Source organism: Rubrimonas sp. (assembly GCF_036788415.1).
Classification (GTDB): domain Bacteria; phylum Pseudomonadota; class Alphaproteobacteria; order Rhodobacterales; family Rhodobacteraceae; genus Rubrimonas.
Genome location: NZ_DAIQNN010000022.1, coordinates 24,781 through 41,976, shown reverse-complemented (window position 1 = coordinate 41,976; position 17,196 = coordinate 24,781). Strand labels below are relative to the sequence as shown.

The 17,196-nt window shown below is 70.4% G+C and carries 9 protein-coding genes and 1 pseudogene; 6 read left to right on the top strand and 4 right to left on the bottom strand.

What is annotated here, in order from left to right; genetic code table 11:
• From V7Q31_RS07865 to V7Q31_RS07845, 5 genes and pseudogenes are all read left to right on the top strand, one after another.
• A pseudogene (locus tag V7Q31_RS07865) lies at window positions 1–325 on the top strand (ABC transporter ATP-binding protein); the annotation flags it as partial.
• On the top strand, window positions 325–990 hold the full coding sequence (locus V7Q31_RS07860) for a cysteine hydrolase family protein (RefSeq protein ID WP_333833144.1): 666 nt from the start codon (window positions 325–327) through the stop codon (window positions 988–990). The pseudogene V7Q31_RS07865 and the gene V7Q31_RS07860, both read left to right, overlap by 1 nt.
• The gene (locus V7Q31_RS07855; protein WP_333833143.1) at window positions 983–1,333 is read left to right on the top strand and encodes a cupin domain-containing protein; all 351 of its coding nucleotides are present in this window, start codon (window positions 983–985) and stop codon (window positions 1,331–1,333) included. Before V7Q31_RS07860 ends, V7Q31_RS07855 begins: the two co-directional genes overlap by 8 nt.
• Window positions 1,334–1,410: 77 nt before the next feature.
• Window positions 1,411–2,688 (top strand): MFS transporter, encoded by a 1,278-nt coding sequence (locus V7Q31_RS07850; protein WP_333833142.1) that lies wholly within the window; start codon window positions 1,411–1,413, stop codon window positions 2,686–2,688.
• A gap of 81 nt (window positions 2,689–2,769) precedes the next feature.
• Window positions 2,770–3,321 (top strand): DUF924 family protein, encoded by a 552-nt coding sequence (locus tag V7Q31_RS07845; protein ID WP_333833141.1) that lies wholly within the window; start codon window positions 2,770–2,772, stop codon window positions 3,319–3,321.
• 13 nt (window positions 3,322–3,334) lie between these two features.
• Here V7Q31_RS07845 and V7Q31_RS07840 read toward each other — a convergent pair whose 3' ends face one another.
• The 3 genes from V7Q31_RS07840 to mdoH form a co-directional block, all read right to left on the bottom strand.
• The gene (locus tag V7Q31_RS07840; RefSeq protein ID WP_333833140.1) at window positions 3,335–3,769 is read right to left on the bottom strand and encodes a hypothetical protein; all 435 of its coding nucleotides are present in this window, start codon (window positions 3,767–3,769) and stop codon (window positions 3,335–3,337) included.
• Entirely contained in the window at window positions 3,766–4,899 is a 1,134-nt protein-coding gene (locus V7Q31_RS07835) for an aminotransferase class V-fold PLP-dependent enzyme (protein WP_333833139.1), read from the bottom strand. The genes V7Q31_RS07840 and V7Q31_RS07835 overlap by 4 nt, the downstream gene beginning before the upstream one ends.
• Window positions 4,900–4,970: 71 nt before the next feature.
• Window positions 4,971–6,770 (bottom strand): glucans biosynthesis glucosyltransferase MdoH, encoded by a 1,800-nt coding sequence (gene mdoH, locus V7Q31_RS07830; protein ID WP_333833138.1) that lies wholly within the window; start codon window positions 6,768–6,770, stop codon window positions 4,971–4,973.
• A 43-nt stretch (window positions 6,771–6,813) separates the two neighbouring features.
• Here mdoH and V7Q31_RS07825 point away from each other — a divergent pair, with 43 nt between their 5' ends.
• The gene (locus V7Q31_RS07825) at window positions 6,814–7,791 is read left to right on the top strand and encodes a zinc-dependent alcohol dehydrogenase (RefSeq protein ID WP_333833137.1); all 978 of its coding nucleotides are present in this window, start codon (window positions 6,814–6,816) and stop codon (window positions 7,789–7,791) included.
• Between the two features lie 188 nt (window positions 7,792–7,979).
• Here V7Q31_RS07825 and V7Q31_RS07820 read toward each other — a convergent pair whose 3' ends face one another.
• Complete coding sequence (locus tag V7Q31_RS07820) at window positions 7,980–16,859, bottom strand: ExeM/NucH family extracellular endonuclease (RefSeq protein ID WP_333833136.1); 8,880 nt, start codon at window positions 16,857–16,859, stop codon at window positions 7,980–7,982.
• Between the last annotated feature and the right edge of the window lie 337 nt (window positions 16,860–17,196).

The following is a 17,196-nucleotide window of genomic DNA, read 5'->3' as shown; positions in this document are numbered from 1 at the left end:
CATCGACGCGCCGATCTCCACGCTCTCGGGCGGCAATGTCCAGCGCGCGGCGCTGGCGCGCGAGCTGTCGGGCGACGTGCGGCTGCTGATCTGCGCCAACCCGTGCTTCGGCCTCGATTTCGGCGCGGCGGGCGAGATCCGCGCCCGCCTGATGGCCGCACGTGACGCCGGCGCCGCCGTGCTGCTCATCTCGGAGGACCTCGACGAGATCATGGACCTTTCGGACCGCGTTCTGGTGATGTCGGAGGGCCGCATCGCCTATGAGGCGAGCGCGGCGCAGGCCGACCGCGCCGAGATCGGCCGGCGCATGGCGGGCAAGCACTGATGCCCGCGATAGACGCGAAGCCCTTCGCCTTCCCGCTCGACCGCGACGCCGTCGGGCTCGTCGTCATCGACATGCAGCGCGACTTCATCGAGCCCGGCGGCTTCGGCGCGGCGCTCGGCAACGACGTGACGCGGCTGGAGGCCATCGTGCCCACAGTCGCCAGCCTCATCGCGGGGTTCCGTCGCGCGGGGCGCCCCGTGATCCACACCCGCGAGTGCCATCGCCCCGATCTGTCGGACTGCCCGCCCGCCAAGCGCCTGCGCGGCGCGCCGTCCTTGCGCATCGGAGATCCGGGCCCGATGGGGCGCATCCTGATCGCGGGCGAGCCCGGCGCGGAGATCGTCGCCGCCTGCGCCCCCGCGCCCGGCGAGACGGTGATCGACAAGCCCGGCAAGGGCGCCTTCCACGCCACCGAGTTCGGACCGACGCTCGCGCGGCTCGGGCTGCGCCAGCTCGTCTTCGCCGGCGTGACGACGGAGGTCTGCGTGCAGACCACCATGCGCGAGGCCAACGACCGCGGCTTCGACTGCCTGCTCGCGACCGACGCGACCGAAAGCTACTTCCCTGATTTCAAGGAGGCCGCCATCGCCATGATCGTCGCCCAAGGCGCCATCGTCGGCTGGGCCGCCGAGACCGACGCAATCCTCGGCGCCCTCGATGGCTGACGCGCGCGCCTTCCCCGACCTGCTGGCCGGCGGCTGGCGCGACGCCGCCTTCGCGCCGTTCCGCGAGGGCGTCGAGATCTGCCCGCTGGTCGAGGGCGAGCCGGCGCTGGCCCTGCTGCGCTACGCCCCCGGCGCCCGCATCCCGCGCCACCGCCACCCGGGCCTCGAGACCATCCTCGTGCTGGAAGGGGCGCAATCCGACGAGCGGGGCCGTCACGCCGCCGGCGCGCTGATCGTCAACGCTGTTGGTTCGGAGCACTCGGTCTGGTCGGACGAAGGCTGCGTCGTGCTGATCCAGTGGACCCGGCCCGTGGAGTTCGTGGAGGATCCCCTCCCCGCCTGACCGGCGCTTCGCCGCTTGACCGGCGCCCCCCGCCGATGAGATGCACGCGGCTTGAGCGCGCGGACAGGAGGCGGGCGATGCTGGCGGTGCTGCGCGACAGCTGGGCGCTGCTCTTCGGCATCCTGCTGCTGATGCTCGGCAACGGGCTTCAGGGAACGCTGCTCGGCGTGCGCGGGGCGATGGAGGGGATGGGCGCGCAGCCGCTTTCCTTCGTGATGTCGGCCTATTTCCTCGGCTTCCTGATCGGGGCCAAGGCCGCGCCGGAGATGATCCGCCGCGTCGGCCATGTGCGCGTCTTCGCAGCGCTCGCCTCGCTGATTTCTGCCGCGTTCATCCTCTACGCCGCGATCCCCGATCCGTGGGTGTGGATCGCATTGCGGCTTCTGGTGGGGTTCTGCTTCTGCGGCGTCTACGTCGTCGCCGAGAGCTGGCTCAACGACCGCGCCACCAACGAGACGCGCGGGCAGGCGCTGTCGGCCTACATGATGATGCAGATGATCGGCATCGTCGGCGCGCAGGCCTTTCTCGTGCTCGCCGACCCCGGCGGCTACACGCTGTTCGTGCTGATCTCGGTGCTGATCTCGGTCAGCTTCGCGCCGATTCTTCTCTCTGTGACGCCCGCGCCGGTGTTCCAGACGACGCGGCGGATGACGCTGCGGGAGTTGATCGCGGCCTCGCCGCTCGGCTGTTTCACGGCCTTCGCGCTCGGCGGGGTTTACGCCGCGCTGTTCGGGATGATCGGCGTCTATGGCGTCGAGGCCGGTCTGACGGTGCCGCAGATCTCGATCCTCGCCGCATCGATCTACATCGGCGGCATGGCGATGATCTGGCCGGTGGGCTACGCGTCCGACCGCATGGACCGGCGAAAGGTGATCGTGGCGCTCTGCGCGATGGGCTCCATCGCCGGACTCGCGGGTGCGGTCTCGGGTTTCTGGGGATTGGTCGCCGCGGCTGCGGTGATCGGGGGCGCGGTCAATCCGCTCTACTCCCTGGCGATCGCCCACACCAACGACTACCTCCAGCCCGAGGACATGGCGGCCTCCTCGGCGGGGCTCCTGTTTCTCAACGGCGTGGGGGCGGTCGGCGGGCCGATCCTCGTTGGTCTTCTGATGGCGCAGTTCGGGCCGTCGGGGTTCTTCCATTACGTCGCGGCGCTGCTCGGGATCATCGGGCTCTACGGCGCCTGGCGGATGACGCGCCGCCCGGCGCCCGCGCCCGCGGACACCGCGCCCTTCGCGCCGATCCTTCCCGCCTCGACCGCCGTGGCCCTCGAAATCGCGCAGGATGTCGTTCAGGAACAACTCGCAGCGGCCGAGGACGAGGCCGCGCGTCATGAAGATGTAAATCCCGCTTGACGTTCGGTTCACGCTCTGGGCGCAGTGTGGCCATGCCGGCGACAGACCGGCGCGGGAGGCTGCGACCTGGTGGAGGCTGACATGACGACCCCCGAGCAAGTGCTCGACTTCTGGCTGGACGAAGTCGGGCCCCTGAAATGGTACTCCGGCGACCCCGAGCTCGACCGCGAGATCGCCGAGCGGTTCGAGACCGCCGTGCGCGCGGCGCGCGACGGCTATCTCGAGAAGTGGATCCTGCATCCCCGCGAGGCGCTGGCCCTGCTGATCCTGCTCGACCAGTTCCCCCGCAACATCTGGCGCGGCGCGGCGGATGCGTTCCGGGGCGACGCGCGCGCGGTGGCGCTGGCCAAGCGGGCGATCCATCTCGGCCATGACCGCAAGGTCGGCGAGCCGGAGCGGCAGTTCTTCTATCTGCCCCTGATGCATGCGGAATCGCTGATGGATCAGGACCGCTGCGTGCGGCTGATCCTGACGCGGATGCCCGAGACCGGCGAGAACAACCTCAAGCACGCCGTGGCGCATCGCGACCTGATTCGCCGCTTCGGGCGCTTCCCCTTCCGCAACGAGGCGCTCAAGCGCCCGCCGACCAAGGAAGAGGTCGCCTGGCTGGCTTCGGGCGGCTACTCGGCCTGAGATCGCGCGGGCCTCACCGGCAACGGGCGGCCTGCGACCGCTGATAGCGGGCGTCAGACCGCGCGCGGTCGGCGTCGCGACGGGCGTCGCGCGCCTCGTCGCGGGCGCGGCGCGCATCGACTTCAGCCCCGCGCAGCGACGCCTCGGCGCTGCGCAACGCGCGCTCGATCCGGTCGCGGTCGGTCTCGCAGCGCGAGACCAGGCTGCGCAGTTCCTGATTCTCGAGCGTCAGGTTCTGAAGGCGCCCGCGCAACGCCCCGGGATCGGCCTGCTCGATCCCCTCCTCGATGCGCGCCCTCAGCGCGGCGATGGTCTCGGCGTCGCGCGCGGCCTGCGCCTCGAGTTCGGCGATGCGGGCGCGCAAGGCCGCCTCGCCTTCCTGCGCCGGGGCCGGCGCGGCCGTCAGCGCGAGCAGAACCGCCGCGATTGTCGAAAGTCTTGCGATCATAGCGCCCCTCCCAGAGCTGCGATCAGCCGATCCTCGTCGGCGTCGTCATTGTAGAGATGGGGCGTGATCCGCAGCGATCGCCCCCGCTGGCTGACGAAGACCGACCGCGCCGCGAGCCGCGCCACGAGGTCCTCGGGCGCGTCGTCCGGCAGCGCCGCCGACAGGAAATGCGGCCCGCGCAGATGCGCCGTCGGGCAGGACAGGCCGAGCCCCTCCAGCCGCGCGGCGATCCGGGCGGTGCGGGCGGCCAGCGTGCGGCCCACCGCCTCGGGCGTCCACGACGCGATCAGATCGAGCGAGGCGATCATCGCCGGCAGCGCGGCGAAATCCGACCGCTCGCCCATGTCGAAGCGCCGCGCGCCCGGCTGGAAGTCGTCGCGATACTCCACCAGCCGCGCGAACGCCTCCGACCCGCCCCGCCCCAGCCAGGTCTGCTCCAGCGGGCGGCCGTTCCGCCAGCGCGGGCTCACCCACAGAAAGCCGGTCGCGTAAGGACAGAGCAGCCATTTGTAGCCGGCGGCGACCGCGAAATCGGGCTGGATCGCGCCGAGATCGGTCGCCATCGCCCCCGCCGATTGGGTGAGGTCGAGCACCAGCGCCGCGCCCACCGCGCGCGCCCTCGCGCCCACTGCGACCAAATCGACCAGCGCGCCGGAGGTCCACAGCACGTTCGGCAGCGCGACGATCGCGCAGCGCTCGTCGATCGCGTCGAGCACGGCGCGCGTCAGATCGCCGTCCGGGGGCGCTGCGACGGCCACCACCTCGCCGCCCTCGCGCGCCGCCTTGTCGCGCCAGGGATAGACGTTGGAGGGGAACTGCTCGGCCAGCGTCGCCACGCGCCGCCCCGGCCCGAGCGTCAGGTTCGCCGCCGCCGTCGAGAGCCCGTAGGAGGCGGAGGGGACGAGCGCCACCCCCTCGGCGTCGGCGCCGACCAGCGCGGCGAAGCCCCCCCGGGCGGCCTCTGCCTCGCCGAAGAAATCCGCCGGCGTCAGCGTCCAGGGCCGGGCCTTGCGCGCCGCCCCCGCCGCACCCGCCGCCAGCGTCGCGCGCGGCAGCGGCCCCATATAGCCGCAGTTCAGGTAGGCGACGTCGCGCGGAATGTCGAAAAGCGCGCGTTGGGAAGGTATCATCGGCGGGGCCTTGCGAGGGAAAGGACCCGCAGTCTAGCCGCTCCCCCGCGTCGCGTCGAACCGGCCGGGCCTCAGGCGGCGCGCAGGGGCTCGACCGGGACCAGGCCGTCGGTCAGCGCCCGCAGAACCGGCGGCGGCGCGAGTTCCTCGGGCGTCGCGCACAGGCCGACGCGGCGGGCGGCGCGCCCCAGCGCCGGGCTCGCGGTCAGCACCGTGAACGGGATGGCGAGCGCAAGGCCCGCGACCACCGGCGCCGCCCAGACGAGCGCGCCCGGCGCGTTGATCGCCACCGCGCCGCCGAGCGCGAGGCCCGCCAGCGTCTGCGGCCACATCGCGCGCGCCGCCTGCCGCCAGCTGACCCGGCTCAGATCGCGCTGCTGGCCCGACCACGAGATGCGCCGACCGAAAGCCAGGCCGATCATGAACACCGTAACCGCGAAAGCCGCGACCGGGGCGAGCAGCATCGAGAACACCGTCTCCGCGACTGCGCCCGCCGCGAAACGCGCCGCCCCGCCATAGCGCGCGACGCCGCCGCGGGTCGCCGCCACGTCGATCCAGCCCGCGACCTTGGGCGCGAGCGACACCGAGAACATGATGAAGAACATCGCGATTCCGAAAGCGAGGTTCAGCCCGCCCGGCTCGGCGAACGCCATCATGCTGGCCGCCGCCAGCGTCATCGCCATCCAGGCCGGCCCGCCGAAATACATCGCGATGGCGGCGACGATCTGGAACCGGCTGAGCGGCGCGAGTCCGCGCAAGCCGACCAGCGGGAAATACTGCATGTTGCCGTTGCACCAGCGATGGTCGCGCTTGAGGAAGTCGAGCAGCGTCGGCGGGTTGTCCTCGAAGCTGTCGCTCTCGACCGCGAGGATGCGGCATTCGTAGCCCGCCCGCCGCATCAGCGCCGCCTCGATCTGGTCGTGGCTGAGGATGTGCCCACCGAGCGGCGGCTCGCCCGGCAGCGCCGGCAGACGGCATTTGGCGCGGAAGGGCGCCGTGCGGATCAGCGCGTTGTGGCCCCAATAGGCGCAGGCCTCGCCCTGCCACCACACCGCGCCGGCGGTGTAGCTGCGCATGCCGTGCCGCATCCCGAACTGGAACAGCCGCGCGAACAGGCTGTCGGATGGCGCGCCCACCACAAGGCTCTGCAGGATGCCGATGCGCGGTTGCGCCTGCATCACCCGCGTCATGCGCAGGATCGTCTCGCCGCCCATCAGGCTGTCGCTGTCGAGCGGCAGGAAAAGGTCGTACTCCGCCCCCCAGCGGCGCAGGAAATCGCGGATGTTGCCCGCTTTCCACGCCTCGTTGACCGCCCGGCGGCGATACCGGGCGCCTGCGCCGAGCCGCGGCTTGAGGGCGTCGAACAGACGCGCCTCCTCGGCGGCGATGACGGGATCGTCGCTGTCGGACAAGGCGAAGACGTCGAACTGGCTTCCCCATCCGGTCGCGTCGAGGCTGTCGCGGATCGCGGCGAGGCGGGCCAGCGCGCGGGCGGGGTCCTCGTTGCGCAGGCACATCGCGACGGCGACGCGGACGCGGATCGGCGCGGGATCGGGCTCGGCGACGACCGGCGCGGCGTCGGCCATGCCGCGCGGCCCGTGCAGCACCCACAGCCCCAGCGCGGCGTTCCACATGCCCATCACAGTCCAGGGCGCGCCGATCAGGAAGCAGACGTAGATCACCACCTCCGCAGCCGACCAGCCGCCGGCGCCGAAGACTTGCGCGAGGCCCCAGCCGAGCGCCGCGAGCGTCGCGAGGTTGAGGACGGCGACCAGCGCGCGCCGGCGGGTCAGCGTCCGGCGGCTCTGGAGACCCGCCGGGGTCAGGTCGGGGTCGGCGGCGAACGGCGCGAGGGGGATTGCGTCGGCCATGATGCGGGGTCTTTCTGGACGAAGGGACAGGGGAGAAGACGCGATGAACGAGGCGGTGGCGGCGCGGGCGCTATGGCATGTCGGGCCACGCCAGTCGGAGTTGCGCAGCTGCGCCGCGCGCCCGGGGCCGGGGCTGGTCGGGGTGCGCACGCTGTGGAGCGGGATCAGCCGGGGCACCGAGCGGCTGGTCTTCGAGGGCCGCGTGCCCGAAAGCGAGCGGCTGCGGATGCGCGCGCCGATGCAGGAGGGGGAGTTTCCCTTCCCGGTCAAATACGGCTACGCCGCGGTCGGCGTGGTCGAGCATGGCCCTCGCTCCCTTGTGGGGCGCAGCGTCTTCGCGCTGCATCCCCACCAGTCGTTCTTCGTCGCGCCCGAGGCGAACGTCACTCCACTGCCCGACGACCTGCCGCCCCGCCGCGCCATCCTCGCCGCCAACATGGAGACGGCGCTCAACGCGGTGTGGGACAGCGGCGCCTCGGCGGGCGACCGCATCGCGGTCGTCGGCGCCGGAGCGCTGGGGCTCCTGACGGCGGCGTTGCTGTCGCGCATTCCGGGCGCGGACGTCACCCTTATCGACTTACATAGCGGCCCCCAAGCGGTCGCGGAGGCCGTTGGCGTAAAGTTTACCGCGGATGCGAACGCGGTCGCGGAGTGCGATCTCGCCTTTCACACCTCCGCGACCGCGGCGGGTCTATGCACCGCGCTCGACAGCCTCGGCGAGGAGGGAACGCTGGTGGAGATGAGCTGGCACGGGGCCGGCGAGACTCCGGTCCCCCTCGGCGGGGCGTTCCATGCGCGGCGGCTGCGGATCCTGTCGAGCCAGGTCGGCGCGCTCCCGCCCGCCCGCCGCCCCCGCTGGACGCACGCCCGAAGGATGGCGCTTGCGGTGCGACTGCTGCGGGACCCCGCGCTCGACGCGCTCATCACGCAGGAAGTTGCGTTCGAGGACCTCCCCGCCCGCCTGCCCGGAATTCTGGCCCCCGGCGCGCGCGGCGTGACGACCGCCGTGCGCTACGCCTGAGGGAGATCGGACCGCCCCGCCGATCCGCGCCGCCATTCTGGACGGGCCGCGTCTTTGAGACGCCGGTCTGGCTTCGACCAGCTTGAGCCGCCCATTCTCCGAGGCCACGTCCCCGAGGGCGGTGAAGTTCGCCGCCGCGCAACCCTTCAAGGTCGCGCGGCGGCGGCGCGGGCCGCCTGTCGGCGGCCTCAGGAGACGAGCATCAGGTCTTCGAAACTCAACGTCCCGTTCCAGTACAGCGCCTCGCGCGGCCCGTTCTTGAATTCGGCCCCGACGGACCACGCCCTCTCGAAGAAGCCGTCGATCTCCGATTCGAACCGGCGGTCGCCGATCTCGATGGCGTCGACGAAGAGGTTTACGTCCTCGGCGCCGCGCTGCCTCCCGCGATCGTTGAAGTAGACGATCTCGACGCTCTCCGCGGGCGCTTCGTCGAGATCGAAGACGAAGCTCTCCCAGATGGGTCCGTCCGCGCGGCGCTCCCGCCAGGTCTGGACCTCGGCGATGGTCTGCACGCCGAGGGAGACGCCGTCGGCGAACACCTCGAACATCGGGCTCCTGCTCGCATCGCCCGTCCCCGAGGCGATGACCGTGAGCGTCTCGCCCACGCCGCCGCCCAGTTCGAGGCCGACCAGCACAGGGTCGTGATCCGACGACCGGAACGGAACTCCGCCGTCGAAGATCGCCGGATCGCGGCCGAAGTCGAGGTTGTAGTCGAGCGCGTCGGCCTCGTCGGCGTTGATCCGCCACTCGGCCGCGCCCACGACCTGAGCCGCGAGGCTTGCGCTCGCAAGCGCGTAGTCGAGCGTGCCGGTCTGGCCGTCGAACACATAGCCGTAGGCGTCTTCGCCTTCGAACTCGACGACGAGGTTGACGAAGTCGTCCTCAGTGCCCGCCACGTCGTCGGCCCCTTTGAGGATCGCCGCGATCGGGTCTTCCTTCGCATAGGCGTTGAGATCGCCGAGGATCAGGACATCCGGGTCGCCCGAGCCGGTCGGGTCGGTCGCGAGCCAGTCGACCAGCGCCTCGGCGGCCCGGGTGCGCGTGCCGTTGCTGAGGCCCTGCCCGTCGCCCGCATCCTCGTCGCCGGGGTTGCCGGCGGAGGAGCCCTTCGACTTGAAGTGGCTGATGGTGGCGGTGAACGCCTCGCCATCGGCCACCCTCTCGAAGGTCTGGGCCAGCGTCGGGCGCTGGTTGGCGCTGTCGAAGCGCGGATCGACGCTCGAGTCCAGCACCGCGAAGCCGCCGGTCGGGACCAAGGCGCCGGGCCTGTAGATGAAGCCCACCTTGATCGCGTCGCCGCCGACCACGCCCGTATCGACGAATTCGTAGGTCTCGACGCCGAGTTCGGCGTTGAGCGCGCCGACCAGCGCGGAAAGCGAAGCGTCGCCGGCGGGGTCGTTCTCCAGTTCGATCAGACCCAACAGGTCGGCGTCGAGCCCGAGGATCGCGGTGACGAGCTTGTCGAGCTGACGGTCGAACTCCTCGACGCTGTCCGCGCCGCGGGGGTCCTGATCGGCCTTCGGACCGGTGAGGCCCGCGCCGTCGATGGTCGTGAAGAAGTTGAGCACGTTGAAGCTCGCGACCTTCAGCGACCCGCCGACATCCGGGAGCGCGGGGCGCGGGTTCGCCGGCGTCACCACGTTCTCGCCATCCGCCGTCGAGCGCACCCGCCAGGTCGCCCCCGAGGCCGAATTGCCGGCCCACTGGTAGGAGAGCACGCCCGACAGGTCCTCGATGACGTCGCCCATGCGGGGCGCCGAGGCGGTGTCGTAGACGGGGCCGAAGCCGTCGAGGTTGGAGATCGCGGCGTTCTGCACGCTCAGCCCGTCGTCATAGGTGATCGTGCGCGCGCCGACCTCCTGAAGATGCGCGGCGAAACCCGCGACATCCGGCGCGTCGGTCTGGGTGAACTGTCGCGGGCGCTCGCCCGCCACCAGCTTGATCTCGTTGAAGCGGTCGAGCTGAAACTGCTCGGCGATGGTCAGCGCGTCCGCGAAGGTCACGCGCATGCCCTCATAGGCCTCCAGATCGGGCTGGACGTCGCCGTCCTGGCTGAGCGTGGTCGACGCCGCGGGCAGGGAGATCGCCGCCGCCGTCGGCGCCGGCGCGCCCGACGACACGACCTCGATCGCGGTGATCCCAGCGAGCTGCGTCTCGCCGAAGAACTCAGAGACGGTCCCGGTAACGCGCACCACGTCGCCGAGCGCGACGTCGGGCCCTGCGAAGCCGCCCTCGAACACGAACAGGCCTTCCGACGTCGCAGCCGAGCCGTCGGCGTCCGCATCCTCCTCCTGGACGTAGAAGCCGCCCAGATTGCGGCTCTCATCCGCGTCGCCGTTCTGAAAGTCGCCGACCACGACCGCCTCGATGGTGACGACCTGTCCGACGAGCGGGCTCTCGTCGCCGTCGCCCTGGACCTCGGAAATGAGCGCGAAACGGGGACCGCCGCCGCCGCCGGAACCCTCGAAGGTCCCCGCCGTCGGGGTGTTCGGCGGCGAGGCGTTGTCGAAGCTGAGGATCTCCCAGTCGTCGGCCGCGTCGGTGTCGACGCCGTCCTCGATCCGGCCGACGCCGGCGGGCAGGAACCTGCCGTCGGGGCCGAGCACCGGCGCGTCGAAGAAGAAGGCCCCGTCGCCGTCGTCGACCGCGACGGCGTCGAGCACGGTCTCGGCGCCCGTGACGGCGGCGCCGACGAGGCTCGCCGTCTCGACCAGAGCGATGGTGTAGGCGCTGTTCTCGATCGAGTCGCGGGGGATCGTCGCGTTCGCGACGACGCCGTAGGTCGCCTCCGCCAGATCGTTCGCAAGCAGGAAGAAGCCGTTGTCGCCGAGCGTGGCATTCGCCGCGAAGTCGAAACGGAAGTCGATCTCGCCGTTCGACGGCTCCGGATCGCTCTCGACCACGATCACGCTGAGCCCGGCGAGCGACGCCCCGGGCGCGCCGAAGAGCTCGACATACTCGCTGTCGGTCCCGGTCGTGCTTCCGAGCACTTCGTTGAGCACGATCTCCTGGGTCGAGCCGACGCCCTCGAACACCGCATCCTCGCGGAAATCGAGGTTCTGGATGCGCGCGTCGAATTCGGGCGTCGTGTCGGCCTCGTCGAAGGCGCGGAAATCCGCCTCGGTCGGGTCGGCGCCGAATTCGGCGAGGAGGTATTCGGCGAGCGCGTCCTGCTCGCTGCCGTCCTGCGCGAAGGTGGCCGCGCCGGTGGCCGGGTTGGTCGTCGGGTCGATCGGGTCGACGATCCCGTCGCCGTCGAGATCGACGAAATAGTCGATCCGCTCGGGGTTCGACAGGGCGTCGAACGGATAGCCGCTGCCGCCATTGGCGAGGAAGTTGATCGTCACGGTGCGGAAAGTCTGGGCGCCGTTGTCGACCAGCTCGCCATTCTCGACGATCCGGGCGACGAGCGCGCCGTCGGCGTCGAACACGCCGGCGTTGAGCACGCGGCCGCCCGGCGGGAGACTCGGGTCGAAGCTGAACTTCACGCCGCCGACCTGCCCCATCCCGCTGTCGACCTCGAGCGCCTCGTACGCGCCGACGATGTGCTCGAGCACCGCGGCGAGTTCGGCCGTGGTCAGGCTCAGCACCGAGATGCCGTTGTTGAAGGCCAGCGCGTTGCCGATGTCGTTCTGGCTGACGCCGCCCTCGGGCTTGACCAGCGCGCCGTCGACGTCGAACACCGCCTGCGGCGGCAGGCGCAGCGGCGCGCCGCCGCCGCCGGGCACCTCGATGGTGCCGATGCTGGCGCGGATGCCGCCGCCGTTCTTGATCGAGACCAGAACGCCGCCGCCTTCGAGTTCGTTGGCGTACCACAGATTGGCGTCGGCGGTCAGGTTGCCCAGATTGGTCTCCTGGGTGCGCACGCCGTCGAGGCCGCCGCCCTGGCGCTCGCCGTTGAGGAACACCTCGGTCACGCCGAAGAAACGCGACTCGCCCGCGGCGATCTCGGCGGCGACCTTCGCCGCTATGGCCTCGATCTCGGGATCCGCCAGCCCCTCGGCCCCGATCCGCGCCACGCCCGCGTCGTCGGTAGCGAAAGCGCCCGAGACGGTCGCATCGTAGCTCTCCGGGACGATGAAGCCGTTCTCGTCGAATTCGATCACCAGCCGGCCCAGATACTTGTAGGAACGGTCGGTGTTGACGATGGCGACCGGGTTTCCGTCGGCGTCGGTGCGGAACTGCGGGTACTCGCCCTGCCCGGCCTCGCCGTCGAAGCCCTGATCGTCGGCGTCGAAAAGCCGGCGGTTCGAGCCGCCGGCGACGATCACGTCGATGTGCGACAGCCGCTCGGCCAGCGCGAGTTCGATCTCCAGCACCTGCATGTGCGCGAGCAGGATCACCTTGTCGAGATCGGGGTTGGCGGCGAGCAGCGCGTCGACGTCGGACTGGATTTCGGCCGCGAGCGCGTCGAGATCGGCCTCGGTCGGCGAACCCGAGACGTCGTAGGGCAGCACGCTCACGCCGGCGCCGGGGCTGGAGATCTCGCGCAATGTCGGCGTCACCGCCGACACCACGCCGATGCGCGCGCCGCTCGCGGTCTCGACGATGGTCGACCCCGCGATCTCGCCGCCGATATCGGTCGCGTCCTGACCGTCCTCGACGACGAGCGGCGCGAGCGCGGCGTCGGCGGAGAGGTCGAGATTGCCCGCGAGATAGGGGAAATTCGCGCCGTCGAAGGGTTCGAAGCCCGCCGCAGGCGGGATCCCTGCGAGAAGCCCCGCAATCGCCTGCGTACCCTTGTCGAATTCATGGTTGCCGAAGGAGATCGCCTGTATGCCCAGCTCGTTCTGGATCAGGATGTCCGCCGCGCCGGGCAGGCCCCAGATCGCCTCGGAGGCGTCGTAGAACAGGCCCGGCAGCCACGCGTCGCCCGACGAGAGGAACAGCGTGTCCGGGAAGCCTGCGACGCCGTCGCCGTCGAGATCCTCCATCGCGAGCTTGGAATAGACCGCGGAGAGGTTCGGCGCGAACTTCACCGACGCCGTGTTGGCCTCCTGATCGGAGACGTGGAAGAGCTGCAGAAGGAAGCCGCCGTCTTCGCCGTCGTCTTCGAACACCCCGTCCTCGCGGAAGTTCAGGTTCTGGATGCGCGTATCTTCGGCGAGCGGCGTGTCCTCGACCGCGAACGGCGTCGTCAGGAAGTTCGCCGCGAGGTATTCGGCCAGCGCGTCCTGCTCCGAGAAATCGTCGGCGAAGGTCGCAGCGCCGGTCCGCACGCCCTCGGCGACGAGGTCGACCCGGTTCGCGGCTTCGTCCTGCGGGAACGGATAGCCGTCGCCGCCGGCGGCGAGGAAATTCAGCGTGACGACGCGGATCGTCGCGTCGCCATTGTCGACCGTCGCGCCGTCGCGGACGATCTCGAGCGCCGTCTCGCCGGACTCGCCGACGATGCGGGCGTTGAGGATGCGCGCTTCCGCCGGCAGATCGGGGTCGAAACTGAACTCGACGCCCGCCACCTGCGGGAAGCGGCCTTGCTGGTCGACCCCGCCATCGGCGTCGTAGGTCGACGCCGCGACGCCGTATTCGAGCACGGCGCGCAGCTGCTCCGTGGTCAGCGTCAGCAATGAGAGTTCGTTGTTGAAGCGCAGCGCGTTGACGACGTCGTTCTCGGAGATGCCGCCCGCGGGTTTGACGACGTTTCCGTCGGCGTCGCGGATTTCCTCGTTCGGCGTGCGCACGGCCTCCGTGCCGCCGGGCGGCACGATCACCTGCCCGATGTCGTCGCGGATGCCGCCGCCGTTCTTGATCGAGACCGTCACCGTCGGGTCGACCTGCTTCGCCGCGGCGAGATTGGCGTCGGCGGTCAGGTTGCCCAGATTGGTTTCCTGCTGGCGGATCTCGGGGCGCAGGCCGGCGAGGTAGACGTCGCTCACGCCGAAGACGTTGCTTTCCTTCGAGGCGATCTCGGCTCCGATGGCGTCGACCACTGCCTGCACCACCGGGTCGATCAGCCCTTCGGCGCCGAGATCGGCCACGCCCTGCGCGTCGGTGGCGTAGGCGCCCGACACCTCGGGGTCGTAGCTGTCGGCGAGCACATTGCCGTCGGCGTCGAAGTCGATGACCAGACGCCCGACATATTTGTAGGAGCCGTCGGTGTTGACGACGAGCGTGTCGGTCCCGCCGGCGTTCTCCACGACGATCGGGTAGTCGCCCTGCTTCGCATCGCCGTCGCGCAGCCGGTCGGTCTCGTCGAGCAGGCGCGTGTTCGAGCCGCCGGCGACGATGATGTCGACGTCGGTCAGGCGCTTCGCCAGTTCCTGCTCGATGGCGATCTGCTGCATGTGGGCGAGCAGGATCACCTTGTTCATGTCCGGGTTCGCCGCGAGCAACGCGTCGACCTCCGCCTGGATCAGCGCCGCCAGCGCGTCGATCTGCTCGGGCGTCGGCGCGCCGTCGAACTCCTCGGGCAGCACGAGCAGGTCGCCCGGGCTCGAGATGAAGCCGATGGTGGGCGTGGTGGCGCCGACCACGCCGATCAGCTCGCCGCCGGTCTCGAGCACGGTCGAGGAGGTGACGGCCCTGCCCTGCGGCGCCTGACCGCCGGCGATCTCCAGCGGCGCAAGGCTCGCCTCGGTGGAGAAGTCGAGATTGGCGGACAGGTAGGGGAAGTTCGTCCCCGCATAGGCCGGGACGCCGGCGACGTCGTAGGCGACTGGCGTCTCCTCGGTGGCCGGATCGCCGTCGAGGTCGAAGGTCCCGTCGATGAGGTCGGCGATGAAGCCCGAGCCGAAGTCGAACTCATGGTTGCCGAAGGCGATGGCCTGCAGGCCGAGGGCGTTCTGGATCAGCATGTCGGCGACGCCGGCCTGACCGAACACCGCCGCCGAGGCCTGGAAGAACAGGCCCGGCAGAATCGCGTCGCCCGAGGACAAGCGCAGCGTGTTGTCGGGCAGGCCGTCGCCGCCGAGATCCTGCGCTTCGAGCGCGTTCAACACCGCGGAGGCGCGGGGCGCGTCGAACACCGCCTGCGTCGAGGCCTCCTGATCGGCGATGTGCAGCAGTTCCAGGGTGAAGCGCGCCGGAACCTCCGCCTCGATGGCGAAGCCGGGCGAGCCCACCGCCGGCTGATCGGCGTCGTTCACGACGTCCGTCGCGACCGAGCCGAACTCGTCGCCGACATCGCTGAAGGCCCCGGCGAGGACGTTCCAGCTCTTGCCGCCATCCGATTCGGCGTCGGGAAACTCCTGGAAATCCGCCAGCGTCGCCGCGCTCGGCCCGCCCACGAACAGCGCCACGCCGTCGCCGCCCTGTCCGAGGCCCGCGCCGTCGGCCCAGCCGATCGCCACATCGTCGAGATCGACGACCGAGCCCCAGACGTCGACGAACTCGGCGACCGCATCTTCGGCGTCGACCATGACGATGACCGATTGGCCCGGGGCGATCTCGGCGATCCCTTCGATCGGGTCGGCGACTGCCGGATCCTTGGAGTCGTCATCGTAGTAGAGGATCGGGTCGGCGCCGCTGATCCATGCCTCGGTCCCGTAATTCGTGATCTCGAACCAGTCGGCGGTCAGGTTGTCGCCCGGCTCGTTGCCCGGCCAGATTTCGGTGATGCGCAGATCGTAGCCGGGTTCGCCGCCGCCGCCGCCGGGCTCGCCCTCGCCGACCGGCTCGCCGGTGAAGGTGAGGTCGTAAACCGCGGTGGTCCCGGAAACCTCGTAGGCCACCGCGATCTGGGCGAAGCCGCTGGGGCTCGTCTCGCCGGGGATGAACGCGACGACTTCCGGCGAGACGTCGCCCGCCGCGAAACCGTCGATATAGGTGACGAAGGTCGCGTTCGCCGGATCGGTGACGTCGTAGATCATCAGCCCGCTGTCGCGCTCGAGGCCGATCACCGCGATCATGCGGCCGTCCACTTCGCCGACGGCGATCGCCTCCGGCTCGGGGCCCTTGGCGTCGGAGCGATTCTCGATTTCGTCGGGGTCGCCCGGCTCGTCCGTGTTGAAGCGCTCGGGCGCGATCGAAGCGATGATCTGCTCGAAATCGTCGCCGCTGTCGAAAACGACTTTTCCGGCCGCGTCGTAGATCGTGAAGGAGCGCGAGCCGAACGAGAAGAGCTGGTCGAAATCGCCGTCGCCGTCCACGTCGCCGTCGATGTTGGAGACCTGCAGGCGGCCCAGATTGCCGTCCTCCTGCAGCGGACCGGCCAGCGGAAATGCGAGCGGGTCGAGGTCGAGGTCCTTCACGCGCGATTCGTCGAAATCGCGCGAATCGCCTTCGTTCGCCGTGGCGTAGTAGGTCTGGCCGTCGACGACGAACGTCGCGATCGCGTCGGCCATGCGCAGCCCCTGCACCGGCCAGTTGGCGATGCGGATTTCGCCGTCGCGGTCGGAGGCGTCGATCCCGTTCCCGAGTTCGGCGTGGTTCGACGTCCCCTGCGGAAGCAGGCTGACCTCGAGCGTCGCGCGGTCGATGCGCGCCACCGTGTTGGCCTCCTGCAGCGTGACAAGGATGGCGCCGTCGGCGGGGTCGATGGCGAGATATTCGGGCTCGAGATCGCGCGAGGCGGCGACGCCGGGGAAAATCCGCACGCCCTGGGCGCGCAGCGCGTCCTCCTGGCCGTCGAAGGCGGCGAAGTCGACGTCGATCACCTGCGCCAGCCGGTCGAAGCCCTCGGGGAAGGTCACGATGCTGACCGAGCCCGGCGCGTCGCCGTTCGGGCGCGGCTCGCCCTCGTTGGCGACGTAGATTTCGGAGCCGTCCGCCGAGAAGATCAGGCTGTCGGGCAGAAAGCCGACCGTGACGTAATTGATCAGCGACAGGGTGGCGGCGTCGAACAGGGCGACATGGCCGCGCTGGGGCACGCCCGCGACGTCGCCGCCGTCGATGGCGACCGCCACAAGGCCGTTCTTCGCGGCGACCGAGGTGACGCCGGCGTAGCCCGGCAGGTCCCCGAGGTCGAGCGCGCCGACAAGCCCGGTTCCGGCGCGGAATATGTCGATCCTGTCCGCCGCTCCGTTGGTCGCGAAATAGCGGAAGCCGTCATAGGCCACCACTTCCGCAGCGGCCTCGCCGCCCGTCGTCGAGAACCGGTCGGAAAAGTTGACCGTCAGATCGTTCGCCATGGATTCGCGCTCCTGCATGCGGGCGCGACGACCGAGTCCGGCCTCGCGCTTCGGAGCGAGACAGGTAAAGACCGAATTAACCATTTCGTTCACAGTGATACGTAGTTTTCGTGACAACCCGCGCCGCGCGCATGCGCAGCCCGAACGTCGAACTGCGCGAAGATCGGAATTTTCCGCCGCAGCGGCGCCCCGATGTGGGATCGCCCGACGCCTCTCGCAAAATCTCCGCGATGCGTTCGCGGCGGGCCAAGCTTTGCCTTCGTTCGATCAAACGCCGCGGCGCGAAGCGCCGCGATCGTCACGTTGGCGCGGCGCCGCCGTCACGCGGGCGTTGCGA